We start from the raw sequence: 25,510 nt of genomic DNA, 5'->3' as shown, positions 1-25,510 counted from the left end.
GCAGTCCAAGAATGCGCTCTTGGACTGCCTTTTTTGTTCTTTTTTTATATTGCTACACTGCCCGTGAATACGACCTCAGCAGGTCCAGTCATATACACATGATTATCCTCTTCATTCCATTCTATATAGAGATCGCCGCCCTTTAGACTAATCCAAGCTGCCCGGTCTGTAAGATCATTCAGCACAGAGGAGACAAGGGTTGCACAGGCTCCAGTGCCACAGGCAAGCGTAGGTCCTGCCCCACGTTCCCAGACACGCATATCCACTCTCCCCCGATCCATTACCGTTGCGAATTCAACGTTTACTTTTCTCGGGAACAAAGGATGTACCTCAAGCTTAGGTCCCCATGTGGCAAGATCAAAATTCACTGCATCTTCTACGTAAATCACGCAATGAGGATTTCCCATGGATACCGCTGTGAACTTAAATTCGGTTCCGTCCGCTTCAATCGGCTGAGAGAGCACTGGCTCTGCATCAATAGATACTGGAATTTGCAGACCGGACAATACAGGTTCGCCCATATCTACGGTTACAGTCTCCACAACACCGTCTTTAACGTTTAAAGTAACCTTTTGTTCTCCGGCACCAATCGTTTCTATTACAATCTGCTCTGAGCTTACCATTCTGTGGTCATATACATATTTAGAGACACAGCGAATAGCATTTCCGCACTGCTCCGCCTCCGAACCATCAGAATTCATAATACGCATCATGAAATCGCCACGCGCAGAGGGCAGGATATATACCAGTCCGTCAGCACCGATTCCAAAGAACCGGTTACACAGGGTTACAGCAAGCTCCGCTGCATTACTTGGCAGCTCTTGCTCACCGAAAACAACGATGAAGTCATTACCGAGGCCGTGCATTTTTGTAAATTCCATTAAAAGTCCACTCCTAAAGGTTATGTTATGTTAGCATTCGCTTAAGCTTAAGGTTCTGTGTAATTTAGCATTTCGCAAGCATATGAGCGGTTAACTGCAACAAGTATACCTTTAGGAATGGAGCATTAGTATTGACTTTATGCTGAAATTTTTGTACTTTTTATCATCGTACTGCCGCTGCGCCCACGATTACGTTTGCCGCCCCAAACACTGCCGGCACCCATCAAGAAGGTTGGGATCCCCGCTGTTACAAACACCAGACACCATTCGCGGAAATTGAGCGGCACTGTTTTGAAGACAGGCTGGAGCACAGGTATATACATTACGGCCAGCATCAGTAAGACTGATGACAATACGGCAAGCACTAGATACTTATTCTGGAACGGATTGCGGTGGAACACTGAGCGCGAGCTGCGGCAATCGAAGACGTGGATCAACTGTGCCATAACGAGTGTAGCAAAAGCCACCGACTGTGCCCGAATCAATTGTGCAGGATTCTCTGGTGCTATACGTAAAGTTAGCCAAAATGCTCCCAGCGTACATAAGCCAATTAAGAGTCCACGGCTTATAATTTTCCAGCCTAAGCGGCGGGCAAAAATATTCTCTTTCGCACCACGCGGTTTATGCTCCATCAAATCCTTCTCGGGCTGATCCACGCCAAGGGCCATCGCTGGCAGTCCGTCTGTCACTAGATTGACCCATAGGATTTGAATGGGAACGAGTGGCAATGGCAGAGCGAGCATCATGGCAAAGAACATTGTCAGAATTTCTCCTACATTGGATGCCAACAAATAACGAATGAATTTACGAATATTCTCATAGATGTTTCTGCCTTCTTCGATGGCAGCAACGATCGTAGAGAAGTTATCATCTCCGAGAACAAGTGATGATGCTTCCTTTGTCACATCTGTGCCTGTGATACCCATGGCTATTCCGATATCCGCAGCCTTAATGGCTGGAGCGTCATTCACTCCATCTCCGGTCATAGCCACTACGTGACCATGACGTTGTAGCGATTTAACGATCCGAAGCTTATGCTCTGGAGATACGCGGGCGAATACATACACATTGTCCGATACCTTATCCAGCTCATCATCATCCATCCGGGTTAACTGAGCACCTGTCAGCACCGTTCCACCACGCTGCAGAATTCCCAGCTGGTGTGCAATAGCCTCGGCAGTTGTACCATGGTCACCGGTAATCATAACTGTCTTGATCCCGGCACGGCGTGTGACGCTGATGGCATCGCGGACTTCACGACGTGGCGGATCAATCATTCCTGCCAAACCAACAAAGACTAATTGATTCTCCGCATCCTTTTCACTATTCACATGTTCATTTGGACGCATATCCCGGTAAGCCATACCTAGCACACGAAGAGCTCCAGAAGCCATCTGCTCATTGGCATCAAGCACCTTCTGCCGCAAAGTTGGCGTACAAGGCACAACACCGCCCTCCCAAAGCATGTACGAGCAGCGATTGAGCAATACATCGGGCGCACCTTTTGTACATACCATCCGTCCTCCAGGATGGCCTACGATCACAGACATCAGCTTCCGTTCAGAATCAAACGGAAATTCCTGTTCACGAGTGTAGGTTACAGCAAGCGTCTGAGCGGTCAGTCCCATCTTTCCTGACAGTGCCACGAGCGCTCCTTCTGTCGGGTCGCCCTTTAGTTCCCAAACGGAAGTGTTGTCTGCAGACTTTTCAAGAATAGCATCCTTATCCTTCCCTTTGCGTTTGCCCCGCACTTCAGACTGGAAGGTCTCGATGATTTCTGCGTTGCTGCATAATGCGCCGACCTGCAACATCCGCCGTAAGCTTTGATCATGTTTTAGATCCACTGCTTTGCCTTTCTCCAGAACCTGTCCATTTGGAGCATACCCTTCGCCTGTTACCTCAAGACCACGTCCACCCGTCCACAATCGGGTCACCGTCATTTTATTCTGCGTTAAAGTTCCTGTCTTGTCTGAACAGATTACCGAGGCACAGCCCAGCGTTTCCACTGACGGCAATTTACGAACGATAGCTTTGCGTTTGATCATCCGCTGCACACCTAGCGCAAGCGCAATAGTTACAATAGCGGGGAGCCCTTCCGGAATCGCGGCAACTGCCAAGCTCACACCCGCCAAGAACATGGAGGTGGCAGGCTGTCCATGCAGAATACCTGCTGCCACAACTACAATTGTCAATCCCAGAGATACGTAGATCAGAATCTTCCCTAGCTGCTCAAGCCGATGCTGCAAAGGCGTTTCCTGAGAATCCGTATTTTGGATTAGATCTGCTATCTTACCCATTTCCGTATTCATACCGGTACGAATTACAACAGCTCGCCCTGTTCCTCTGGTTACCATAGTACCCATGAAGCCTAAATTCTTCTGATCACCAAGCGGAATCTCTTCTGCACGGATCGCTTCTGAATGCTTCGAGACAGGCAATGATTCCCCAGTAAGTGCGGATTCTTCCACATATAGAGCACTGCAATCCAACCAGCGTACATCGGCAGGAATCCGATCGCCACTCTCCAGCAAGACAATATCGCCTGGCACCAACAGCTTGGCTGGGATAATCTCGCTATTCCCTCCACGTAGTACTTTGGCAGAAGGTGCGGAGAGCTGCTTTAAAGCTCTTAGCGAACGTTCGGCGCGAAACTCCTGAACAAATCCAAGCGCTCCATTCAGTAGGATAATCGCGATGATCGTGATGGCATCCAAGTATTCGCCTAGCAACCCGGATACAAGCGTCGCACCCATGAGCACAAGCACCATGAAATCCTTGAACTGGTTCAACAGCAGGGTAAACGGAGATACCGTCTTTCCTTCCGACAGCTCGTTATACCCGTTCTCCTTTCGTCTCTCCGCGGCTTCCTCATCACTGAGGCCCGTCCTTGGCTGGACATTGAACATTTTCTGCAGCTCTTCTGCACCGAGACGGTGCCAACTGTTTTGTTCCATGACTTTTCTTTCCCTCCCGGTCGTTTCTTTACTTCCGGCGGCGCACAGCTTTTCCACCTGTTCATGACAAATGTATTCAAGGTCGTCCAATAATATCACCCCTATCCAATTCCCCTTTTGCGCGAATGTCCTAAAGTATGGCATCATAGAGAGGTAAGCATAAACATCTTTGGCGTCCTTATAAGGACAGGTAGGCGTTTGAGCGAGAAATATAAGACATAAAGTATGGTGTGAAACTTTTACTTTCTTATATTTAAGAAATTCATTTCACGGCGACAGGAGAGCTTTATCATGGCATTAGACGGCATTGTTACCCGAGCTATCGTGCACGAATTGCAATCATTCATAGGTGCACGTATAGGAAAAATATATCAACCGAACAACCACGATTTAATTTTTAACCTGCGCGGCGCAGGTGGCGGCGGCAAGCTGCTGCTCTCTGCTAATCCAACGTATCCTCGGGTGCATTTTACCGAAAGAAACAGCATTAATCCTTCGGAAGCACCCATGTTCTGCATGCTTATGCGGAAGCATTGTGAGGGAGGGACCATTGAAAGCATTACGCAGGTTGGCATGGAACGAATTATTCACATAAACGTCAAGACTAGAGATGAGCTTGGTGACGTATTCGCCAAAAAGATCATCATTGAGCTCATGGGTCGGCACAGTAACATCATTCTAACTGATCTCAGCTCTGGAACGATCATAGACGGCATTCATCATGTAACTCCATCGATTAGCAGCTATCGGATTGTGATGCCCGGCATCGCGTACACAGAGCCGCCACAGCAGCATAAGCTGAACCCTTTGGAGATTGGCCAGGAGCAATTTCTCAATTTAATCTCGGCTGCTGAAGAAGCTGCACTGATAGAGGATGTTGAGGAGGAAGCTGAGCCAGAAGAAATCATTGAGGGAGAGCTTGCTAATCTGATCACAAAAGAAGCAGTAGAGCAAAAACCTGACGGCTCTGGCGGTCCTTCTCCCTCAGCTGACCCGGTGGGCTGGATGGTACATGCTTTCAGCGGAATGAGCCCGCTGATTGCTGGTGAAATTGCTCTTCGTCTGAGAAACACCTTGGATAAAGGCGAAGTTACAGAATCCGAAGCAGCGTTTCCGAAACAGTTATGGGTTGCCTTCCATTCCGTAATGGGCCCCGTACGTGATAACGAATTTTTTCCTGTTGCAGGTGCAAACGCAAAAGGTAAGATGATTTTTTCTGCGATCCCCTTAACACTTCTGGGTGAGAGTGCGAAACATTACAATTCCATAAGTGAATGTATGGAGGATTATTACGGGGATAAAGCCGAGCGCGATACTGTAAAGCAACGGGTGAGTGATTTGATCCGTTTCCTCAGCAATGAACGGAGCAAAAACGTTAAGAAACTCGCGAATTTGCAGAAGGATCTCGACGAGGCTCAGGATGCTGATCGTTACCGCATTTGGGGTGAGTTGCTTTTCGCTTCATTACACACGGTATCCAAAGGGGATAAAGAAGCGTCCTTGGTCAATTATTATGATGAAAATCAGGCGGAAATGGTGGTTCCGCTCGATCCGTTATTAAATCCTTCGGACAATGCACAACGTTATTTCAAAAAATACAACAAATATAAAAATAGTCTGCTTGTCATTAATGAACAGCTTTTGAAGACGCATGAGGAAATTTTGTATATGGAGAGTTTGCTGCAGCAACTTGCCCACGCTTCCCTCAACGACATTGAGGAAATCCGCGATGAGCTTGTAAGCCAAGGTTATCTGCGTGACCGGAGCAAAAAGGGTAAAAAGAAGAAAAAGGCCACCCGACCCACATTACAGGTCTTCACCTCTTCAGAAGGAATCGATATTTATGTCGGCAAAAACAATTTGCAGAACGAATACGTCACCAATCGGCTGGCTTCTCCGAATGATACTTGGCTGCATACCAAGGACATCCCCGGATCACACGTGGTCATCCGAAGTGAGCAATTTGGAGATGCAACGCTAGAAGAAGCCGCTCAGCTTGCCGCTTATTTCAGCCAAGCCAAACAGTCCAGCAGTGTGCCTGTGGACTGTACATTGATCCGCTATGTACGTAAGCCAAGCGGCTCCAAACCGGGATTTGTAATCTATGATCATCAAAAGACACTGTTCGTCACACCTAATGAGGAAAGAATTAAGAGTCTTCCAAATACTTTGAGAAGCTAAATACTAGATATAAAGAAACCTCCAGCTGCAGATGTTGAACATCTAAGGCTGGAGGTTTTTATAATTTGCTCCGCAAATCGACTAATTTCATGCCTTTTTGTTTAAAAACTTCAGTACTTCTGTAGAAACCGTAACACTGCCGATATCCCCGTGAAAAATCACGCCTTGACGGGCACCATGAAAGTCAGAACCTCCGGTTATTAACAGATTATAATCCTCAGCCATAACTTGGTAACGTTCTTCTTCCGCAGGTCCATGATCAGAGTGATAGACCTCAATCCCTTTAAAAGCGCCTTGCTCCAGAATATCTCGCACCAGAAGGTCATCCCCGTACAAGCCCGGGTGGGCTAATACTGGAGACCCTCCTGCCTCAATGATCCACTCGCAAGCTTCCTCCGGTGTGATTCTAGGAGGTGATACATAAGCCGCTGCACCCTCGGCCAAATACTTGTTGAAGGCATCTCTCATATCGGTAGCTGCCCCAAGCCGAACCAGTTCGTCGGCAATATGTGGCCGGCCGATGCTTTCATCAGGCTTCAATTCCCGCCCGATCCCCGCTATAACCTGTTCCAAGGTAATCGCAATCCCAAGGTCTTGCAGCTTGGTAATTATCGCTTCATTCCTAAGTGCCCGGGTATCTCTTAGCCCTTCCAAACGTGAGAGAAATGGTTCATTCTCAGGATCAACATAATAGCCCAGCACATGAATGTCTTTGCCACCAGCACGCGTACTGATCTCTACACCAGGCACAACGGTTATTCCGTACTTCTCTCCTGCTTCACAGGCTTCCTTCACGCCAGCTACTGTATCATGATCCGTAATGGCAACAGCGCTTAGCCCCTTCTCCTTAGCAAGCCGTACATTCTCCGCTGGCGGCTGCATGCCGTCAGAGGCTTGAGTATGGGTATGGAGATCGCATACATCCTTAGCAGATAGGTTACCTGCATTCTCCCACTCTTCCCGCAGAATCCCCATTTTTATGGCATCATAGTATTCTCCTCGCACGATTCGTGCTTTACGGACGCGAGCTTCCTCCACCATGCCACATTTCGCTGCCAATCCGATCATTCTTTTATTCCCTGACCAGGTGCCTATTCCAAGACGGACTGTATCAAGAGAATTAAATAAATAATCTATCCACATCTTAAACGCTTCCGTACCGTAACCACCTGACCAATAACTAGAATCAAAGATTACTATACCGATCTCCATCCAGTTGGTTTCTTGCGATATCCAGTAGCGCCCTACTTTGCCCTTTACCTTGCCGTCTATTTCTATGATCAACAGGTTACGCGGGGTTTCCGTCTCAACTAACGCCAAATGACCTATGTAGTCCTCGGTAAACTTTTCGAATCTTTGATGTGCCAAGGATTTATAGGGACCATCCCATTTCAAGTGTTCACGGTCTTCAGCTTCATGATAGTGATAATAAAGCTTCTGAAAATCAGCCTCTGTAATATCGCGCAATACTAGCTTTTCTCCACGTAGAACAATTGACATTGTAATATCCCCCGCTTTAACTATCAGATTTGATTCGAATGCTCACGCAAATAAGTCAGGAAGGTTACTGCAGAAATTGGCAGCAGTGTTGATTTTAGATGAATGGCGTAGAATTGTCTTTTAAAAGAGGCATCGGAGATATTCACAATTTTCAACAGTCCCAGCGCAACTTCATGCTTAACCGAAGAGGTCGATATGATCGTTATGCCAAGACCTGCTTCCACCGCAGATTTTACAGCTCCCGTACTTCCAAGCTCCATCACGATCTTCATTGTTCCCGGATCAAGTCCCTTGGAGAACAACTGCTCTTCCATCACACGCCGCGTTCCTGAGCCCTGCTCACGCAATACAAAAGGATGCTGAAGCACTTGCTCCAAGGTAACCTCTTGCTGCTCCGCAAGTGGATGATCATGTGGCACGATCAACTTCAGCTCATCCCCCATCACGGGCTCGATCTCCATGTCTGGATGTGTGACCGGGGCTTCAATTAAACCAAAATTCAGTTGATGCTTGAGGATTTCCTCCATAATTTGCGAGGTGTTCATCACTTTCATCATAATTGAAATGTTAGGATATTGCTTTCCGAAAGGGCCTAACAGCCGTGGCAGCACGTATTCTCCTATCGTAAGACTCGCCCCAAGCTGCAGCCGCCCCTCCAGCATATGTGTGAATGCTGACATCGCTTGATCCGTCTCACGCATCAGCTGAATACTGCGCAGCGCGTATGGCATCAGGGTGTGCCCTGCTTCGGAGAGTACGATTTTTTTGGTGGAACGGTTAAACAATTTGGTGCCAAAATAATCCTCCAGTGCCTGTACCTGCATGGTCACAGCTGGTTGAGTCATATGTAAAGTCTGCGCCGCCGCCGAGAAGCTTCCCCGCTCGGAGACCGTATAAAAAATATGCAGCTGATGAAAGTTCATGCTTCGCAACTCCTTATATTACAAAAAGAACGTCCTTTAAAGACAACAATTGTTTCTCGTAAAAGCTTAAGAATATAATATTCGTGCAGTATATAAATTCTTATATTTTTAAAAAGGACATGCAGACTCGCCGCATGCCTCTTGCCCGTTTCTTTATAGACTATTTGCGTCTTCGTTTCTTCTTCGACAACTTTGTGCGGTGAGAATTACGCAGCAGTGAAAAATAGGTCTTTAAATCTCTCAACTGTGGCATCTCCGAGATTCTCCCTAGAAACGAAACGATGATCATAGAATATAATGGCTGGCCTGAGAGATCTCTCTCACCTGTCAATTCCGTAAACTCAGCGATTACTACAGAGTCATCGTCAATTAAATATGCGTTATAATCACTGCTTGAAAAGGGCTTGATCCGATTCTGCATTAGGCACTGCCACATCCATGCAGCAACCTCTTCGGCATTGCTTGCACCATTGCTGATGCGGTCCATATAACGGCTCTTCGCATGATTTGTTATAACGATATCGGCGACCCTGTAATCGTTCAGCATGATGTGGAAGGGCTCATAAGTGCTGGGCCAATCCGTCCCCTTGTTGCGCATCATCATCACACTCCACCATAAGGGTCTTAGTATGCACTTAATGTTGTCATCTTACCTCATTGCCGAAAGTTGTACAAGTTTCTACCGTCGAGAGTAATGGTGTTTTTTTGTAAATAAGCATAAAAAAAACAGGCGCTGTTTAAGCGCCTGTTTATCTCCTGGAATCACATACTGTAATTACGGGACTTGTCCGGTCCATTACTAGTATACTCTGTCTTAATTTCGTTACGATAAGATCTTTCAATCTTTCGCACATAGGAGAGTCTGCGGACATTCTTCATAACTTCCTCGGCCCGTTCTGCATTTACATACATAACTGCATAATGCATTTTCCGAGAAACATAATGTAATGTTCCGTATTTCTCAAGGTTACGTGCCGCTTTAACGTCACTTACCCAAATGATGTATCCTGTCCGTTCCGCAAACATAAGCTAAACCGCCTTTCTCTCTCTAAATCCTAAGGGAAGCTTATCCGCAGGAGCATTTTCCCCCGCTGCCGCATCCACCTTTAGGGGAAGGATCATTACTTGGTACTTTAATGCTATCTGATACTGAAAAAGCAATCGCTTCCGACATGGAATGCAGAATGTCGTCAAGGGTCTTCTCTGCCAGCTTGAAACGAACAACTTCTTCGAACCGCTCCAGTTCCGCTTCTACTGCCGAAACCTCATCCTTTGCTGAATGATAATTCGGGTGGAAATGTCCGAATCGCTGTGTTTCTTCAAACAACTCCTTCTTAGTCTGAAGTCGTTTGACCATGGCCTGAATTTCGGGGTTCGTATCAACCCGTCCTTTCCAGTATAAGTAATCCGACACCTCGGCGGATTGATTAATCATATCGCCTAATTCATAGGCGTATGTCAGCACTTCAGCCATATCGACCGTATTTATTTCAGCTACGCTCATGAACTCAGCTCTTTTCTTCGTTAATGATCTACCGATTCAGTAGACTTTTCTATCATACCATAATCACTCGCTTGAGCAGAAGAGGAATTTCTTCGTCCTTTGGGAATAACTAACTTCATTTCCTTCCAGTCCTCCGGAGTCAGCTCTATATCTTCAACCGTTTCACCATCGTGATAGAGCAGCTGTCCGGAAACTCTCCATGGATTTCCGCTTATGCGGGAAGGGATAAAATCTAACATCTGATCTTTTAGTGTAAAACGCACCTTGACTCCCCATCTCAACCCTTGCTCCATCACCTTTTGTGCAGTCGAGCTATGATAATGCCGCCATTCTTTGCTCCAGATCTGCGGTACATTTTCTCCACCGAAGAGAATCTCCTCCTCTTGTTCAGGAGCAATAACCGGCAGGTTAAGAAAAGGATTCCCTTTGGACAGCAATCCTAGTTCTACATTCAGCTCTGGAAGAACATACGTTGCTTCGGTGTTTCCTGTTTCATCAGGAAACCAACACCACCCTTCGTTTGTATCCTCCCCTTGCCCTCCAATGATTCTGGAAGGCGCTAGCCCCGCGGAGTACAGTTCTTTTCGTATCTGTTCCATATATTCCGGGTCCACTATGAAATGTAAAGGACCGATACGTTCAAGATTCTCCTGTAAACGCGGGTGAGCTGCGATAGCAGCTCCATCTGCTTCCGTCTGACAGGTCAAGAGAATTACTTGCGATAATGAGGTACGGCCAATACTTTTTGCCCATTGCTCAAGGGACATTTGAACCACCGAAGGAAGCCCGCCCAGAGCATGCTCGCTTATCCAGGAGATGATGTCATTGGGTAGCATTCCACGCTCAGCTGCAAGTTCCAACCTCTCTTTCGTCAGCCGGAAGCTCCATATCGTATCACTTTGCTGGAGCTCAGCGCAGCCAGCCAGTGTCCATCGTACAGAATAGGGGACCTCCGGTGGAACCAGCACCTCGAAATCCGGCTGCACAATAAACTGTTCCTGTGAATCTCCAGACCCAACAGCAGCGAATGATCCCCTCTCAGCAGATAGCATTGGCTTAGCAGCGGTCCAGCGAAAACACAACATACCCTCAGCGGTTTCTCCCAGTTCACACCAGCCAAAGCCTGTTAAACAACGTAACCAGTTCAAGCTTGATTGTTCAAGCTCATTACGGGCAACGTTACCTGTGAGATTAGAAGCCATCATCCAGTCTAATAGTGCGGGCAGCATTATCCATTTCCCGGGGATAAAATCTGCATTAGAAATTATATAACGAAAATGTTGATCGGCTGGCCCCACACTTCCAGAGCGATTAATTACAATCCCATAAAGAATGTCACTCATCGTCGCTTCAGGAAGCTGCAGCCAACGATCCAACAGCTCCAGATCAAGCGTGTATCCGTCGTTCTGCCTGTGGATAAGTCCAAGACACAGCAGGAGGTCTACCGTCACAATGACAGAAAGAGTTTTCTGTTCCTCTAATTGAGAACCTACGGAGAGCCCTTGCAAATACTCCTCCCCAAAAGAAAGCTGCGCCGCTAAGCGGTTAAGATGCTTTTTATGAATAATCCCCTTGGCTGTCAGCGGCAACCCTTCCGAAGCGGTGAACAGCAAAGCCCGAAACAAATCTATCGCCAGTCCGGCTCCTGCTTCCATGGTAAGACTCACTAAATGCCCGGCAATGAATTGCGGCTGATACGGGAAAAATTCTTGTTCAATTGCCGGCAGCTGATCAACAGGAATCTGGTACAGCTTTTCGCCTAATATTTTATGCCTTGCAGTTAACAGCCCCTCGCGGCGCAATTCGTTCATTGCAAGCTTTTGCTCAGCACGGCAAAGCGCCACAGGGCGCAATCGTTCTTCCTTCCCTTCCTCAAACGGCTGGGCAGCATAAGCTGCACATAATCGCTTTAAGACCTCTAATGCTTCTGTTGACAGCTGGTTCAATGGATGGTTCGCTCCTCTCCACTCGGCATCTTTTTAACGACATATTCATAGCCCTGCTCAGTCAAAAACATCCGGCGTCGCAAAGCGAAATCCTGTTCCCGGCTATCTTCAGATACCAGTGTATAAAAATAAGCTTTATTCTCCCCCGCTTTGGGACGGAGGATTCGACCTAGTCGCTGGGCTTCCTCCTGCCGTGATCCATAAGCTCCCGAGACTTCAATAGCAATTGACGCGTCAGGTAAATTCACCGCGAAATTCGCTACTTTCGACACCACCAGTACCTGTATATCTCCCTCGTTAAAAGCCGCATATAGCTCGTCTCTTTCACGCTGCTTCGTTTTGCCGGTAATTAAAGGTGCCCCGATCCTGTCAGCCAGTTCACTTAACTGGTCGAGATATTGTCCAATAACCAGTACCGAAGAACCTGCATGGACCTTTAGAAGCTTGGCCACAATCTCAGCTTTGGCAGGATTGCATGAAGCCATACGAAATTTTTCTTTTGCCGCCGCGTACATATATTCTTGTTTAAGCTCCGGATTCATGGGCACAATGATCTCTACACATTCCACTTCAGCGATCCAGCCCTGCTGCTCCAGCTCCTTCCAAGGCAAATCGTAGCGTTTCGGTCCAATTAAAGAAAACACATCCCCTTCTTTCCCGTCTTCTCTAACCAAAGTGGCTGTAAGCCCCAGCCGACGTGTAGCCTGAATGTCTGCTGTAGCCCGAAATACAGGCGCTGGAAGCAGGTGAACCTCATCATATATAATCAAGCCCCAATTGCGTTCGTTAAACAGCTTCATATGGAGAAACGGACCGTCTTTGGACGAACGATGGGTTAATATTTGATAGGTGGCAATGGTAACTGGCCGCACTTCTCTTTTTTCACCGGAATATTCACCCACTGCCTCCCCAGCCAAATCTGTTCGCTCCAGCAATTCATCCATCCATTGCCTTACGGACGTTGTATTTGAAGTTAAAATCAGAGTTTCACATTGGAGACTTTCAAGTACTGCTACTCCTACAATTGTCTTCCCTGCGCCACAAGGCAGCACCACCACACCGCTTCCCCCTTGTCCTTCTGTCCCTTGAAACAGCTGAACGGCCTCCTGCTGATATTCACGTAAGCCAAATGAATCGTTTGCCGAATCAGCCTTGCAGGTATCGTGATTCTCCTTCCAGGTCAAGCTAAGCGCTTGCCCTTCATGATATCCGGCGTAGTCGAGAACTGGATAACCCAATTTCATCAGCTCTTGTTTTAAAAGTCCTCTGTTCTCCGCAGGGCACGAGCATTCCAGAGGATTTATTCTCAGTAGACCCAACGCTTTTAGACCTTGTTCATCACTCAATTCATCCAAAAGCTCAGGAGCATCCGCTCTTAACATAACGACCTCATTCTGAGTCTCTTGGCCATGAAGAGTCAGCTTTCCATATCTGGACAAAAGAGTTTCGATTTCCTCCTCCAGTCCTGTGGGAACACCCCAGCGTGCAAGGTGATGCAGGCTAGTGATAATCTCCTCAGCAGTATAATTAAGCGCAGCTGCATTCCAAAGAGATAAAGGGGTAATTCGGTAGGTATGGTAAGCAGGAGGACTTTTTATCAGCTCCGCGAAGGTCCCTAGCTTTTTCCTTGCCACCTCAAAATCCGGATGAGCACATTCCAGTAAAATTGACCGGTCCCTGCGTACGATGCACGCTCCTGATCCATTCATAGCTTTTCCTCCCTAGTGTTCAAGTAATTTAAGCTTGCGCTATGTAATTTTGTTTATTTTCATATAACAGGAAAAAGCCCATCCCCGCATAACGGTCATGAGCTTCCCTATCTGACTATTTAATGTAAATGCTGCTGCGAAATATCATGGAGGGCTTCACCAGCTTCATCCGCAAAAATATCGCGCACAGCCAGATCTCCAATCGACACTACGCCCACCAGCTTCTGGTCACGTGTCACCGCCAGCCTGCGAATTTGCCAGCCAGCCATTAACTCTGCAGCCTCATCTACTGAAGTATTCTCCGAGACGGTCTGAATCTCTTTGCTCATTACAGTTTCCACTGAGGTTGAACCAGGATGTTTAGCCGCATAACCTCTAATCACGAGATCGCGGTCAGTAATTACACCGAGCAGTGTCTTATGTTCTTCATTATCAACAACAGGTATAAATCCAGTGTCATAATCTCGCATTTTCACGGCAACTTCATACACATTATCTTGCAGCGTAACCGTTGCAGGCTCCTTCGTCATAACCTCTTTCACTGTCTTCAAGAATGAACCCTCCTAATCATGGTCTCCATGTTATGGGAATAGGTTCTCCTCTATGAAACGAAATTATACGATTGTGTTCTCACGCATACAGGAATTCGCCATAGCAATGAGCAGCTTCATTCCGTGCAGCATGGCATCTTCGTCAAAATCAAATTTGCTGTGATGATGTGGATAGTCAGCCTCTTTATCCGGATTTCCGGCACCCACAAACATAAAGCAGCCTGGAATCTCCTTAACATAATAGGCAAAATCCTCAGCTGGCATCAGCTTTTCCATCCGAATCACTTCAACAGATTCTCCTAAAGCCGCTGGGGCCACCTCGAAAAACCGCTGCACTTCACCATCGTGATTTACGAGGGGAGGATATCCCATAACGTAATCTATCTTAGCTTCTGCCCCGTAAGCGCTGGCAATAGAAACGGTCATTTCTTCGATTCGCTGACGTATCAAATGCCGTGTCTCCTCGTCGAATGCCCGCACTGTCCCTGTGATCCGGCATTGCTCGGCAATGACATTCTGGGCGAATCCCCCTTGAATGGTTCCTACACTGAGTACAGCAGGCTCCAGCGGGTTCACAGAGCGGCTTACAATGCTCTGAAGCTGGGTCACCAGCGCAGCTCCCGCCACGATGCTATCAATGGTACGGTTCGGCATGCCGCCGTGTCCGCCTTTGCCAATGATATCTATAAAAAACTCGTCCGCAGACGCCATCAACGGTCCCGGAGCACTCCCTACAGTTCCCATAGGCAATGGAGTCCACAGATGCAGACCATACACCGCATCCGCTCCTTCTAACATGCCTTCGGCAATCATTCCCTGCGCCCCTCCTGGGCATACTTCCTCTGCGGGCTGAAAAAGAAAACGCAGCTCCCCTTCCAGCTCCTCAAGCCGGCTGCTGTAGTAAGAGGCTACACCGAGCAGTATGGAAGTGTGACCATCATGTCCACAGGCATGCATTACCCCTTCATTTTGCGAAACGTAATCCTTCTTGTTCTCCTCTTTAATAGGTAGGGCATCCATGTCCGCACGAAGAACAACGGTTTTCCCCGGCCGCTTTCCCCGTAGTGTGCCAAGCACACCATACCCTGTCTCGCTTCTTCTGACTTCAATTCCGAATTCGGCTAACTTATCTGCTATAAATGCTGACGTTTCCTTTTCATGAAAAGACAACTCCGGATGACGATGCAAATGGCGTCTCCATTCCACGATCTCCGGCATGAGCGAATCAACCGCTAAGCTCTTCAAGTTCTCCATCCCCTTCTCGATAAACCCGCATCCATAGCAAGCGATAGCAGTCCTGTTCACTTTGTTTCAGCCGCGAACGACTATAATTCTTTTATTGTAGCAGAAACGCAAAAAACTGGGTATTGTTAGGCACTGCCTACTCTTGCACAACCTTTAGAAACATACTATCATGAGGTAGAACATCAGCAATCGGATCAGAAATTCATCATTATACTTCATAAGGGGGATATGCGTGCTATGATTTTTGAGAACACGGGCCTCGTAGGATTGAAGAGTGATCTTCTCTATCTGGACGAGAGTGCCACAAAAGCTGGCTTCATCCGCTGGCAATGGGAATACTATCGTGCCACTTACGACTGCAAAATTGAAGACCCACAGGATGGTGGCGAATACTTCCTACGCATTAACACTCGCGCTGTCGAGGGAAAGCTAGAGAAGTCTGATGCCGTACTTGCAATTGAAGCCGTATACTTAGGAAAAGCAACCTTCCCTCATGGCCTGGAATATGAATCTCCGGTGCCAAAACCAGTATTGGACACTGCTGCTAAGCGGATTCTTGAATTAAAGCAGCTGTTAGAGGCTTGAGTAACAGAAAGGGAACGACGAAACAAAATGTCAGCCTGCCCAAAAGAGGAACACCCGATTTCCAACTACTTATCTTAACACTACTACTTGTGGGTTTCGGTCTAGTCATGGTCTTCAGTGCTAGCTCAAGCTTAACCTTAGCAAGCCCGAAGTTCGGTAATGACCCTCTATATTTCATTAAACGCCAAGTGATATGGATCGTACTCGGAACCGTTGTTATGTTTATAGCTATGAACATTCACTACAGTAAGTTTAAGAAGTGGTATGTACCTATTTTTATCATCACCGTTATACTTCTGCTCGTGGTAGCCTTCTCTGAAAAAATTAATGGTGCCAAGAGCTGGCTTAGTATCGGGAAACTTGGAATTCAGCCCACCGAATTAGCCAAAATATCGATTATCCTGTATATCTCAGCACTCATCACCAAAAAAGGTGAACGGTTTAGAGATTTCCGTACAGGATATATCCCTGTAATGGTCATCGTGGGTATTGTTGCCGGACTTATAATGATGCAGCCGGATTTAGGTTCTTGCCTCATTCTCGTAGCTACCAGCGGACTTGTTATTTATGCCGGTGGTGCCAGCATGAAGCATATTCTGGGCTCTATAGCACTGCTAGTGCTGGGTGTAGGACTAGTTATAGGCGCCAAAGCAGCGATTGATTCCTTATCTCCATCCGATAAAGCTACTGACACTCAGGATTATAGAAAAGGTCGTATCGTTGCCTTTTTAGATCCTTATCAGGTTGCTGAGGGTGATGGTTATAACATTATTCAATCCTTAACCGCTCTTGGCCAAGGTGGAGTAAGTGGTTCCGGCTTCGGCAAAAGCATTCAAAAGCTGGACTATCTAAAATACCCTTATACGGACTTTATCTTCCCCGTAATTGGTGAAGAGTTCGGCTTTCTGGGGACCTCCATATTTTTGATGTTATATCTGTATTTTATCTGGCGAGGTATTCTAATCGCTTTAAGGTGTAAGGATCCCTTTGGTACGCTCGTCGGAATTGGGATTATGGGCCTCATAGCCATTCAGGCCTTTGTCAATATCGGCGGTGTAACCAATACAATCCCTCTTACCGGCGTTACCTTGCCGTTTATCAGCTACGGGGGCTCTTCACTCCTTGTCAGCATGCTGTGCATGGGAATTATGCTAAGCATCTCAAGAGAAACCAACCTGCCTGCCAAAGAGGAAGTAACGAAATCTGTAACAACGGTTAGACAGGTTCGTTCCCGGTAAGCTTTATAGAGCCGGAGGTTAGGGAATATACACATAAAAAAGCAGCCCAGGGAATTAACCTTGGACTGCTTTTTTGTGTACAAGTTTTTTAAGAGATTTCATCATTCTTGAAAGCTACGCCTTCAACTTTGACATTTACCTCAACAATATGAAGTCCAGTCATGCTCTCCACAGCTTCACGTACGTTCTGCTGAAGCATCCGGCACACTTCGTGGATCGGTGTTTCATAGAGAACGATAATACGTAGATCTACTGCTGCTTCCAGCTGTCCTACTTCAACGGTAACGCCCTTCTGAACGTTCTTACCGCTTAGACGTTTCGCCCAGCCTTCTGACAGGCCACCAGACATGGCTGCAATTCCCGGAGTCTCCAAGGCAGCCAAACCGGCAATTTTTGAGACGACGTCATTTGAAATTCGTATATTTCCCATTTCCAGTTGAAGTTGTTCTGCCATGCCATATCCCCCCTACACTCATTATCAATTATTGTAATTCCAAAACAGGCTAAAAAGCAAATCACTTTATCGCTTTCTCGTTTACACCTAGGAACAATTTGGGTATATTGATTATGAATTCAATCTAAATACATAGATAGGAGTGTCCTTTACATTGAAAAAATGGATTTCACCATCACTGATGGGTATCACCTTTATCCTTAGTGCAATCGGCCATTATGCCGATTGGGATCATACCCTGCAGTTCATACTCTCAGCAATCGCTGTGGTGTTTGTGGCTGGATTTCTCGGCCGGGCCACTGAAAGTGTAGCTCATTACGCGGGGCAGCGACTGGGCGGTTTCCTTAACGCCACCTTCGGCAATGCTGCTGAGCTAATCATTGCCTTCTTCCTGGTCAAGGAAGGATTGTTCGACATGGTCAAAGCCAGTCTTACCGGTTCTATTATCGGCAACCTGTTGCTTGTTCTAGGATTGAGTATTTTCGCCGGCGGGATGAAGTTCAAAGTTCAGAACTTCAACGTAACCCTTGCCGGAATGAATGGCTCCCTGATGATCGTTGCCGTCATTGCCTTATTTGTTCCCGCTATGTTCTTTACCACCCACTCTATTACGGAGAAGGATACGGATGTGCTCAGTTTAATCGTTGCCGGGCTGCTCATCGCTTCGTACATAGCTTGGCTAATCTTTTCCATGATCACACATAAGAAACATCTAGAGGACGTTACAGAAGAGGGTAAAGAAGAATTAGCTCATGAACATGCCCCTGCTTGGTCCAGAAACAAATCCATCCTTTATCTCGTGCTTGCCACTGTAATGGTAGCCTTCGTGAGTGAGTGGCTGGTAGGAACGTTAGAGACTTTAACAGAACGTTTCGGATTCAGCGAGCTGTTTGTAGGTGCGTTCCTCGTAGCCATCATCGGTAATGCCGCAGAGCATAGTGCAGCCATTATGCTGGCCATGAAGAACAAAATCGGTGCGGCAGTAGAAATTGCGGTTGGAAGCAGTCTGCAAATCGCCCTGTTCGTAGCACCTGTCCTAATCTTCGCCAGTTATTTCATGGGTGATACAATGGACATTGTTTTTACGACCATCGAAATTGTCGCCATCGGTGTAGCTGTCTTTATTGCCAAATCAATTACCCAGGACGGCTCGACTAACTGGTATGAGGGCCTCTTGTTATTAACGGTCTACCTGATTTTAGGAGTCTCCTTCTACCTCGTATAATCATTATTAACCATAGTACACAACAAAAAGCGCACATGAGCGATTCGTCCTCATGTGCGCTTCTATAAATACTTAAGAAACTGATATTTATTCTTCCTTCGCTTTGTTGTTCAAAGCCTCGTAGAGTACTGCTAAGTTACGCTCCAGCTTACTTAGTACCATTTTACCAGTAATTTCTGGGACCAAACCTGCTCTAACCGCAAAATCCACTTCTCTGGAGAAACCGTACATCTGGGTATCCAGCACTTCCTCATAGAGAGGGCAGTAGCGTGTTGCCAGATTCTCCATCTGCACTTCTATAAGTTGCTGAATTTTATCGGCATCTTCTTGTAGAAGATTGATTGCTTTAAGATTATACTGTTCCTGTAATTCCGATGAAGTCATGCCTCTATCCCCCCCATGTCCAAAAGTTAAGCTGCTTTTACTATTTTACTTAATATTAGACGAAATCCGGTATCAATACAACAATTCAGTTTATACTAACCATATATTTAAAAGAACCTGCTGCGTTATCCTATCAAGTTTCATATCTACTTCTAGAAAAAACGCCCCACCGAAAACCGGTAGGACGTTTTTAGCACGACTATTACTCAGCAACAACTGTGAATTTCAAACCGTGTTTTGCAAACACTTCAGTCATTGCCTTCTTAGCTTCTTCAGCATCTGCCCCATGAACATGAAGCTCATAGCTTTGGCTGGATACCAAAGTAGTGAACAAACCAAGGATACTTTTAACATCAATGTACTTGTTGTCCGCTTGAAGAACGATTGAAGAGTTGAACTGGCCTGCCGTTTGGGCAATATCGACAATTGCCGCATTGTTACTGGACATAGAAATCCCTCCGCAACTTGATTATAAAACTTTAGTCTTTTGTTATCATTTCTTATGATACATTGAATCCGCTTACTTGTGCAAGGAGTTTTCTTGTTATTACATTTTATTTCAAGTTTTCAGGATTCAGACCTTCGAGTTCCGGCAACACAAAAATTCCATCCTTACGGATCAATACATCATCAAAATAAATTTCTCCGCCGCCATAATCTGGACGTTGGATCAACACAAGATCCCAGTGAATGGAGGAGCGGTTACCGTTATCTGTAACATCATATGCTTGTCCTGGCGTAAAGTGCAGGCTGCCTGCGATTTTTTCGTCAAAAAGAATATCATTCATCGGGTGAAGAATGTAAGGGTTAAAACCAATAGCGAATTCGCCAATATGACGTGCGCCGTCATCTGAATTCAAAATTTCGTTCAAACGGGCGGAGTCATTGCTGGTGGCTTCAACAATTTTTCCGTTCTCGAATGTAAATTTGATATTTTCAAAGGTCACTCCATTATATACTGACGGTGCATTATAGCTGATCGTTCCATTTACAGAATCGCGAACCGGGGCGCTGTAAACCTCGCCATCCGGAATATTTTTTTGCCCGGAGCATTTCTCTGCACCGATTCCTTTAATCGAGAACTTAAGATCTGTTCCAGCACTCAAAATATGTACCTTATCCGTTCTGCGCATGAGATCAGCTAAAGCATCCTGAGCCTTGTCCATCTTGGCGTAATCCAAATTGCACACTTCGAAATAAAAGTCCTCAAACGCTTCAGTGCTAATATTCGCAAGCTGAGCCATGCTCGCATTCGGATAACGCAGTACTACCCACTTCGTATGCTTCACACGTTGTTCGCTATGCACTGGATGAGAGTACAACGAGTTATACAATTTCATATTTTCTTCAGGAACATCGGACAGATCGTTCACATTCTCACCTGCACGAATCCCGATATAACAATCCATTTGCTTCATCCGGTTCAAGTCAATTTCAGCCCATGTCTGAAGACTCTCACGAGTTGCGTATTTAAGCATGCTGCGCAGGACTGTACGATCTGTTAATTGTACAAAAGCATGACCGCCGGCCTTACCGATTTCCTCTACAACAGCTTTGATTAAATCTCTTTCATTGCCAATCATTTCGACGAGCACGTTCTCGCCTGGCTGGACATTTACGGAATAACCGACTAGGTTAGCTGCCAGCTTTTGAATTCTGGGATCTTTCATTGTGTATTCTTCCTTCCTCTGTCTAAAAAATAAGCAAGCTTTTCTATTGTAGCACGCCCTGTATGGAGCGCAAGACCTGTAGGATAATGTGAAAATCAACGAAAGCCTGAAAAATTCACCTGCGATACATAAGTTTCATTATCAGATTTATTCCCTGCTTCCGAGTAGGTAACCTTACGATTTAAGGTGAGCTTTCTAGGCAGATTATGTTTTGTATCAACGGTTAAATGGTAGACAGTCTCAACATTAGCTTGTTTCAGCTTTTGCTGTAATTCATTATTTTTCTTCTCCCATAGCTCCACCAAAGCTTGTGTAACCGCCTGATCGCTCTTTGTTATTTTTCCAGCAGAATCTGGTGTTTCAGGTCGAAGGTCTAGCATCTCTTTTTCCAATTCAGCAGTCAGCTGCTTTCTGGCCTCAGCAGGCGTCAGCTCGATCCGCAGCACATTTGTCCCTCTGCCTGCACCCGCATCTTCAGTCACATTAGCCTCCATAGATTGCAGCTCCTCCAGCTGTTTCAACGGATTAAGCAAAGCAAGCGGATTTCCGTCCTCAGAGGAACCTTCAGTGGTCAACGCTACCCATTCCCCCTCTTTTTTCTCTAGCTGACTATGAAAAGCTTTCATAGAAGTAATGCTGCTTTTTAAATCTTTAGCGCTATTTGCTGCTTTTTTAGTGGATGAGGATTTATCAGGAAGCAGTGTATACAGATTGACCTTCTTATGGTCCTGTACTGTGCCTTCGTAAAATATCATGGATTCCGGAACGGTCTTTCCACCTTTTGTAAGCATGGTTGACCCTTTAAAAGTAACCCCGTCGCTGCCCGTTATACCCGCTAACACCAAACTTAGATCTTCCTTGGCTGGTTTGTCTCTAATAACGCTGCAACCGCTGTTGAACACGCAGGACAAGGTGAAGATCATAAGAACTAACCCCTTCAGTAATAATGACTTTCTCACGGTCATCAGGCCTTTCTTGGAGTATTTTACTTTACAGCCCACTATAGGGTTCTCCCTTCCTGCGCGCCTTATACAGATGCAAATACGTTGCTGCTATCGGTTTCCATACATTGCTCTAGGCTCTAGCTTATGCGCGTTCGTCGCTTGCTTTCGAATGTCAGTACATTATCACCTTCAGACTCACGAAGTTACCGCTGCCAGTTACCGCGCCGTTGAAGCTTTCGGACACAACTGACCCTTAACGCAGCAATTCCCGATATTTCCCATACCAACGGACTCCAGCGCAGCTATTGGACCGAAAAGCCTCCGATATGCCCCTCTTACTAAGCAATAGCGTCTCCGGAGTCCGAAACCTTGCTGAAAAAGCTAAAATCATGCCAATAGCGTCATCTGGGTCCGAATGCATCGCAGCGGCATGTTTGATACACAATCGAAGCAGCCAGCCCATCTGCCAAAACAAAAAGCAGCGACTCTCCAATAACGGGAGAACCGCTGCTCTGCTATCTTTTTTACTTATGAGGCAATCCCTTCACACCGCTGCCATTCTCTTTAGTGTCAACGATCACTTGGTTACGTCCATTGTTCTTAGCTTTATACAGTGCCATATCTGCTCGATAGAACAGGGATTCGACGCTTACACGTTCGTCCATCCAGCTCCATTCTGCTATACCGCAGGACACTGTTACATTCGGTTCGGTCTCGTTCATCACCCGCTTGCGAATACGCTCAGCTACATTTACTGCCTGCTCTACTCCCATTAAAGGTAAATAAACCGACAGCTCTTCTCCACCCCACCTCGCAGCAATATCCCCTTGACGGATGGAGGACTTCACAATTTCACTGACCTCTTTTAAGATCTTGTCACCCTTTTGATGACCATAGGTATCATTCACCATCTTGAACTGATCGATATCCACAACAATTAAGCAACCGCAAAAATCTGTAGACTGCCGTTCCTTTATTTCTTCGTCCAGATAATGACGAGCATAAAGTCCAGTTAGGCTATCTCTGTTCGCTAAACGTCTAACTTCGGCATGCAGCCTTGCGTTCCCCACAGCTAGTCCAATATGTCCCGCCATCGCTTGAAGCAATCTGTAATTGTCATAAGAGAAATAATGGGCATCACGATGCGCCAACATGATGGCACCACGCACTTCACCACCTACACTTAAAGGTGTGGCAATCAGCGACTGCGACCCGGTAGCATTCATTAAACGAGAAGTAGTATTAGGATTATCTATGTAGTTAGACATGATTAATGATTCCCCAGTAGTATAGACCTTCCCGCCTAAACCTTGTCCTACTTCTAAAATTTCATTTTGCAAGGAGGAATGATTGCAAGCAATAACCTCTAGCCCGCCCTTTTCTTCGTTCATATGTAAAATACAGCAGTAGTCTGCGCCAAACATCTCCAACAGCTCTTCAAACGCAAATTGAAAAATATCTCCTAAGCGCAAGCTTTGATTCAGCCGTTGTGTAAGTTCGTTACTCATACGCAGCTCACGAATGAGCTGATTGGAGCGTTCATACAGCTTGGCATTCTCAAAAGCAGTACCTGCGGTATCCGCCACCATCGAGAGAAACCGTAAATCTACATCCATAAAGATCGAGTTATCCATCACCATGTGGAATACGCCATAAACCCCTTGCTTCCCGCCTAGCGGAAGACCAATTTCTACAATGTGTTGATCTTCAGTATTGGTGTTCAAAGCAACACGGCCGTCTTTGAATGCTCTAGCGCAGACATCATCACTGGACATCTGAAACGGTAAAGGTTTGACCTGCGGATGAGTGCTGCGGTGATCTTGCGACATAAACAGCTCAAGCCTGGCACCAGGGTACATTGCAGAGATGCTATCAATAACCTCCGTAAGCACGGCGTTCACATCAATATTGTCATGCATCCGCTGAACGATCTGAAATAACAAGGAGCGGCGATTACTCTCACGTTCAGCATGTAGATGAACACTCGCAAGATCAGTTACAAAAATATGTTCAAACTTATGATAGAAAATGGTCCGGAACTGCAAAGATATAGCCTCAGCAGTATCTCGTCCACCCATTAAATATTGTTGTGTCGGCATAGCGCATCCCAGGAAGGCAAAAATTTCTTTGTCAACGCGTGTGATGAGCGGTATAGTAAAAAAGCTCATATCCTGACCCTGCACCGTAAGTTGAACAGATGAGGTTGCGCTAGAGAGTAAACTAGCTGCAGCCGCTTGCTCCCATTGGTGCCTCCATCGTTCTTGCTGATCGGCAATATTAGCAAAATATCTGCCTTCAAAATTCAGCACACACCAATCCCATGATTTAGCAAATGGTAGAGCCTTTAGCCCATTGATCCATTCCTCGAAGCTGTCTGCAATCAGATTGGCCAAATATGGGAAGTCATGGGACACTATTTCCGTTTCCCTAAGCCAGGCGGTGGGATCTTCGGAATCTCTACTAGCGTGCAATTTGTCCTGTATCAGCATACGACTGTCTTGAGAAGCGTATGCTTTCTGTTCTGACATAACGAAGATCCCCTTTGCTTCTCAATTAAGAAAAAAAACCTTCCCAATTAACATCTAATTAACTATATTTTACTCCCTTTCTTTGTGTATTGCATTATATTTTCCTTATTTCCGGGATTTTTTTTAGGACCAAAGAACTAACGACAAAGAATGACAAAAACTCTTTTAATATGCGCTTGACTTTATATACTACTTTCATATAATATTTATTGTTGAACAAGACTGTAACAAGTCTTACTTGGGCGTAACGTTGTGTCACCCTCACGCATTTCGTTACTGCCAGGGCAGCGGCTGAACTTCCCTGGTAGTGTGGAAGCCAATAATGCTAATCACGGATACGAAATGCGGCGCAAATAGAGCCCTAACCTGAAATTTCAAATATAAAGGAGTCTACTATAACATGGCACGTTACACCGGACCTAAATTCAAACTCAGCCGCCGTCTGGGCATTTCCCTTAGCGGTACAGGCAAAGACCTGAAACGCCCTTTCCCACCAGGACAACACGGCGCTAACCAACGCAGAAAAGTAAGTAACTACGGAATGCAGCTTTTGGAAAAACAAAAACTGCGTCACATGTACGGCTTGGGAGAGAAACAATTCCGTACTCTCTTCGCTAAAGCACAAAAACTTCCAGGTCTTGCGGGCGAAAACTTCATGTTCTTGCTTGAAAGCCGCTTGGACAACCTAGTTTACCGTCTTGGATTTGCTAACTCCCGTGCTGGAGCACGTCAGTTGGTATCCCACGGACACGTAACTGTAAACGGCAAAAAAGTCGACATCGCTTCTTACCGTGTAAGCTTGGGCGACGTTATCGGTCTTCGTGAGAAGAGCCAAGGCATGGCTTCCATTAAAGAAGCTCTTGCTAACCGTAACCACCTTCCAGCTTACCTGGAATATGCTGAAGGATCTTTCGAAGGTAAATATATTCGTTTGCCAGAACGTTCCGAGCTTTCCCAGGATATCGATGAGAAACAAATCGTCGAGTTCTACAACCGTTAATATCTCGCTTTTAGCGGGTATGACCGAAGCCTCCGGATTAATCCGGGGGCTTTTTGTTATGTCAATATCCTAAATTCCATGCCGTTGG

The 25,510-nt window shown here is 46.1% G+C and carries 23 protein-coding genes and 1 pseudogene; 5 read left to right on the top strand and 19 right to left on the bottom strand.

The window, feature by feature from the left end; all coding sequences use genetic code 11:
• Positions 1-44 precede the first annotated feature (44 nt).
• Both dapF and MHH60_RS09060 read right to left on the bottom strand, forming a co-directional pair.
• Positions 45-881, bottom strand: a complete 837-nt coding sequence (gene dapF / locus MHH60_RS09065) for a diaminopimelate epimerase (protein WP_076136133.1) — start codon at positions 879-881, stop codon at positions 45-47.
• Between the two features lie 137 nt (positions 882-1,018).
• Positions 1,019-3,835 (bottom strand): calcium-translocating P-type ATPase, SERCA-type, encoded by a 2,817-nt coding sequence (locus tag MHH60_RS09060; RefSeq protein ID WP_076136131.1) that lies wholly within the window; start codon positions 3,833-3,835, stop codon positions 1,019-1,021.
• Between the two features lie 291 nt (positions 3,836-4,126).
• On the opposite strand from MHH60_RS09060, the gene MHH60_RS09055 reads away from it, so the two are divergent.
• Complete coding sequence (locus MHH60_RS09055) at positions 4,127-6,016, top strand: Rqc2 family fibronectin-binding protein (RefSeq protein WP_076136129.1); 1,890 nt, start codon at positions 4,127-4,129, stop codon at positions 6,014-6,016.
• Positions 6,017-6,103: 87 nt separating this feature from the next.
• Here the strand turns inward: MHH60_RS09055 and MHH60_RS09050 are convergent, their stop codons facing one another.
• The 10 genes and pseudogenes from MHH60_RS09050 to MHH60_RS09005 all read right to left on the bottom strand — a co-directional run bounded on the left by MHH60_RS09050 (position 6,104) and on the right by MHH60_RS09005 (position 15,403).
• Positions 6,104-6,991 carry a PHP domain-containing protein gene (locus MHH60_RS09050; RefSeq protein ID WP_076136187.1) on the bottom strand — a complete coding sequence of 296 codons (888 nt, stop codon included), beginning with the start codon at positions 6,989-6,991 and terminating at the stop codon, positions 6,104-6,106.
• Between the two features lie 72 nt (positions 6,992-7,063).
• Positions 7,064-7,516 (bottom strand): annotated as a pseudogene (locus MHH60_RS09045) (GNAT family N-acetyltransferase); the annotation flags it as partial.
• 23 nt (positions 7,517-7,539) lie between these two features.
• Complete coding sequence (locus tag MHH60_RS09040) at positions 7,540-8,439, bottom strand: selenium metabolism-associated LysR family transcriptional regulator (RefSeq protein WP_076129135.1); 900 nt, start codon at positions 8,437-8,439, stop codon at positions 7,540-7,542.
• A gap of 160 nt (positions 8,440-8,599) precedes the next feature.
• The gene (locus tag MHH60_RS09035) at positions 8,600-9,037 is read right to left on the bottom strand and encodes a hypothetical protein (protein ID WP_076129159.1); all 438 of its coding nucleotides are present in this window, start codon (positions 9,035-9,037) and stop codon (positions 8,600-8,602) included.
• Between the two features lie 164 nt (positions 9,038-9,201).
• The gene (locus MHH60_RS09030; protein ID WP_036686170.1) at positions 9,202-9,465 is read right to left on the bottom strand and encodes a YlbG family protein; all 264 of its coding nucleotides are present in this window, start codon (positions 9,463-9,465) and stop codon (positions 9,202-9,204) included.
• Between the two features lie 40 nt (positions 9,466-9,505).
• Complete coding sequence (locus tag MHH60_RS09025; RefSeq protein WP_076129134.1) at positions 9,506-9,943, bottom strand: YlbF family regulator; 438 nt, start codon at positions 9,941-9,943, stop codon at positions 9,506-9,508.
• Positions 9,944-9,963: 20 nt separating this feature from the next.
• Complete coding sequence (locus MHH60_RS09020; protein ID WP_076136127.1) at positions 9,964-11,889, bottom strand: helicase-associated domain-containing protein; 1,926 nt, start codon at positions 11,887-11,889, stop codon at positions 9,964-9,966.
• The gene (locus MHH60_RS09015) at positions 11,886-13,598 is read right to left on the bottom strand and encodes a DNA repair helicase XPB (protein WP_076136125.1); all 1,713 of its coding nucleotides are present in this window, start codon (positions 13,596-13,598) and stop codon (positions 11,886-11,888) included. Before MHH60_RS09015 ends, MHH60_RS09020 begins: the two co-directional genes overlap by 4 nt.
• A 119-nt stretch (positions 13,599-13,717) precedes the next feature.
• Positions 13,718-14,149 (bottom strand): CBS domain-containing protein, encoded by a 432-nt coding sequence (locus MHH60_RS09010; RefSeq protein ID WP_076136123.1) that lies wholly within the window; start codon positions 14,147-14,149, stop codon positions 13,718-13,720.
• 63 nt (positions 14,150-14,212) lie between these two features.
• Positions 14,213-15,403: a M20 family metallopeptidase gene (locus MHH60_RS09005; RefSeq protein WP_076136121.1), complete on the bottom strand. Its 1,191-nt coding sequence runs from the start codon at positions 15,401-15,403 to the stop codon at positions 14,213-14,215.
• Positions 15,404-15,631: 228 nt separating this feature from the next.
• Here MHH60_RS09005 and MHH60_RS09000 point away from each other — a divergent pair, with 228 nt between their 5' ends.
• Both MHH60_RS09000 and ftsW read left to right on the top strand, forming a co-directional pair.
• Positions 15,632-15,979, top strand: a complete 348-nt coding sequence (locus tag MHH60_RS09000) for a YugN family protein (RefSeq protein ID WP_036686159.1) — start codon at positions 15,632-15,634, stop codon at positions 15,977-15,979.
• Positions 15,976-17,217: a putative lipid II flippase FtsW gene (gene ftsW / locus MHH60_RS08995; RefSeq protein ID WP_081389035.1), complete on the top strand. Its 1,242-nt coding sequence runs from the start codon at positions 15,976-15,978 to the stop codon at positions 17,215-17,217. The genes MHH60_RS09000 and ftsW overlap by 4 nt, the downstream gene beginning before the upstream one ends.
• A gap of 88 nt (positions 17,218-17,305) precedes the next feature.
• Here the strand turns inward: ftsW and MHH60_RS08990 are convergent, their stop codons facing one another.
• Entirely contained in the window at positions 17,306-17,671 is a 366-nt protein-coding gene (locus tag MHH60_RS08990) for an Asp23/Gls24 family envelope stress response protein (protein ID WP_019911482.1), read from the bottom strand.
• A gap of 154 nt (positions 17,672-17,825) precedes the next feature.
• Between MHH60_RS08990 and cax the strand changes: the two genes are divergently transcribed.
• Positions 17,826-18,896, top strand: a complete 1,071-nt coding sequence (gene cax, locus MHH60_RS08985; RefSeq protein WP_038570286.1) for a calcium/proton exchanger — start codon at positions 17,826-17,828, stop codon at positions 18,894-18,896.
• 87 nt (positions 18,897-18,983) lie between these two features.
• Here cax and MHH60_RS08980 read toward each other — a convergent pair whose 3' ends face one another.
• From MHH60_RS08980 to MHH60_RS08955, 6 genes are all read right to left on the bottom strand, one after another.
• Positions 18,984-19,280, bottom strand: coding sequence for a YlaN family protein (locus tag MHH60_RS08980; protein ID WP_036686156.1), 297 nt, complete (start codon positions 19,278-19,280; stop codon positions 18,984-18,986).
• Between the two features lie 202 nt (positions 19,281-19,482).
• Positions 19,483-19,728, bottom strand: a complete 246-nt coding sequence (locus MHH60_RS08975; protein WP_036686154.1) for an HPr family phosphocarrier protein — start codon at positions 19,726-19,728, stop codon at positions 19,483-19,485.
• A 106-nt stretch (positions 19,729-19,834) separates the two neighbouring features.
• Positions 19,835-20,950 carry an aminopeptidase gene (locus MHH60_RS08970; RefSeq protein ID WP_076136119.1) on the bottom strand — a complete coding sequence of 372 codons (1,116 nt, stop codon included), beginning with the start codon at positions 20,948-20,950 and terminating at the stop codon, positions 19,835-19,837.
• A gap of 95 nt (positions 20,951-21,045) precedes the next feature.
• Positions 21,046-21,951, bottom strand: a complete 906-nt coding sequence (locus MHH60_RS08965; protein ID WP_076136117.1) for a hypothetical protein — start codon at positions 21,949-21,951, stop codon at positions 21,046-21,048.
• Between the two features lie 196 nt (positions 21,952-22,147).
• Entirely contained in the window at positions 22,148-22,369 is a 222-nt protein-coding gene (locus MHH60_RS08960) for a hypothetical protein (protein WP_076136115.1), read from the bottom strand.
• A gap of 49 nt (positions 22,370-22,418) precedes the next feature.
• A complete protein-coding gene (locus tag MHH60_RS08955; RefSeq protein WP_076136113.1) occupies positions 22,419-24,422 on the bottom strand; it encodes a sensor domain-containing diguanylate cyclase in 2,004 nt (667 codons plus the stop codon).
• Positions 24,423-24,822: 400 nt separating this feature from the next.
• On the opposite strand from MHH60_RS08955, the gene rpsD reads away from it, so the two are divergent.
• The gene (gene rpsD, locus MHH60_RS08950) at positions 24,823-25,422 is read left to right on the top strand and encodes a 30S ribosomal protein S4 (protein WP_036686147.1); all 600 of its coding nucleotides are present in this window, start codon (positions 24,823-24,825) and stop codon (positions 25,420-25,422) included.
• Positions 25,423-25,510: the final 88 nt, after the last annotated feature.

Source organism: Paenibacillus sp. FSL H7-0716 (assembly GCF_038002705.1).
Taxonomy (GTDB): Bacteria; Bacillota; Bacilli; order Paenibacillales; family Paenibacillaceae; genus Paenibacillus_AQ; species Paenibacillus_AQ odorifer.
Note: the sequence above shows the minus strand (reverse complement) of the source record. Positions and strands in the feature narration are given on the sequence as shown.

What these genes read in the sequence shown, in the direction of transcription:
- dapF (WP_076136133.1), bottom strand. Translation starts at nt 881, where the DNA reads ATGGAATTTACAAAAATGCACGGCCTCGGTAATGACTTCATCGTTGTT.
- MHH60_RS09060 (WP_076136131.1), bottom strand. Translation starts at nt 3,835, where the DNA reads ATGGAACAAAACAGTTGGCACCGTCTCGGTGCAGAAGAGCTGCAGAAA.
- MHH60_RS09055 (WP_076136129.1), top strand. Translation starts at nt 4,127, where the DNA reads ATGGCATTAGACGGCATTGTTACCCGAGCTATCGTGCACGAATTGCAA.
- MHH60_RS09050 (WP_076136187.1), bottom strand. Translation starts at nt 6,991, where the DNA reads ATGGGGATTCTGCGGGAAGAGTGGGAGAATGCAGGTAACCTATCTGCT.
- MHH60_RS09040 (WP_076129135.1), bottom strand. Translation starts at nt 8,439, where the DNA reads ATGAACTTTCATCAGCTGCATATTTTTTATACGGTCTCCGAGCGGGGA.
- MHH60_RS09035 (WP_076129159.1), bottom strand. Translation starts at nt 9,037, where the DNA reads ATGCGCAACAAGGGGACGGATTGGCCCAGCACTTATGAGCCCTTCCAC.
- MHH60_RS09030 (WP_036686170.1), bottom strand. Translation starts at nt 9,465, where the DNA reads ATGTTTGCGGAACGGACAGGATACATCATTTGGGTAAGTGACGTTAAA.
- MHH60_RS09025 (WP_076129134.1), bottom strand. Translation starts at nt 9,943, where the DNA reads ATGAGCGTAGCTGAAATAAATACGGTCGATATGGCTGAAGTGCTGACA.
- MHH60_RS09015 (WP_076136125.1), bottom strand. Translation starts at nt 13,598, where the DNA reads ATGAATGGATCAGGAGCGTGCATCGTACGCAGGGACCGGTCAATTTTA.
- MHH60_RS09005 (WP_076136121.1), bottom strand. Translation starts at nt 15,403, where the DNA reads ATGGAGAACTTGAAGAGCTTAGCGGTTGATTCGCTCATGCCGGAGATC.
- MHH60_RS09000 (WP_036686159.1), top strand. Translation starts at nt 15,632, where the DNA reads ATGATTTTTGAGAACACGGGCCTCGTAGGATTGAAGAGTGATCTTCTC.
- MHH60_RS08990 (WP_019911482.1), bottom strand. Translation starts at nt 17,671, where the DNA reads ATGGCAGAACAACTTCAACTGGAAATGGGAAATATACGAATTTCAAAT.
- MHH60_RS08980 (WP_036686156.1), bottom strand. Translation starts at nt 19,280, where the DNA reads ATGACTTCATCGGAATTACAGGAACAGTATAATCTTAAAGCAATCAAT.
- MHH60_RS08975 (WP_036686154.1), bottom strand. Translation starts at nt 19,728, where the DNA reads ATGTCCAGTAACAATGCGGCAATTGTCGATATTGCCCAAACGGCAGGC.
- MHH60_RS08970 (WP_076136119.1), bottom strand. Translation starts at nt 20,950, where the DNA reads ATGAAAGATCCCAGAATTCAAAAGCTGGCAGCTAACCTAGTCGGTTAT.
- MHH60_RS08955 (WP_076136113.1), bottom strand. Translation starts at nt 24,422, where the DNA reads ATGTCAGAACAGAAAGCATACGCTTCTCAAGACAGTCGTATGCTGATA.
- rpsD (WP_036686147.1), top strand. Translation starts at nt 24,823, where the DNA reads ATGGCACGTTACACCGGACCTAAATTCAAACTCAGCCGCCGTCTGGGC.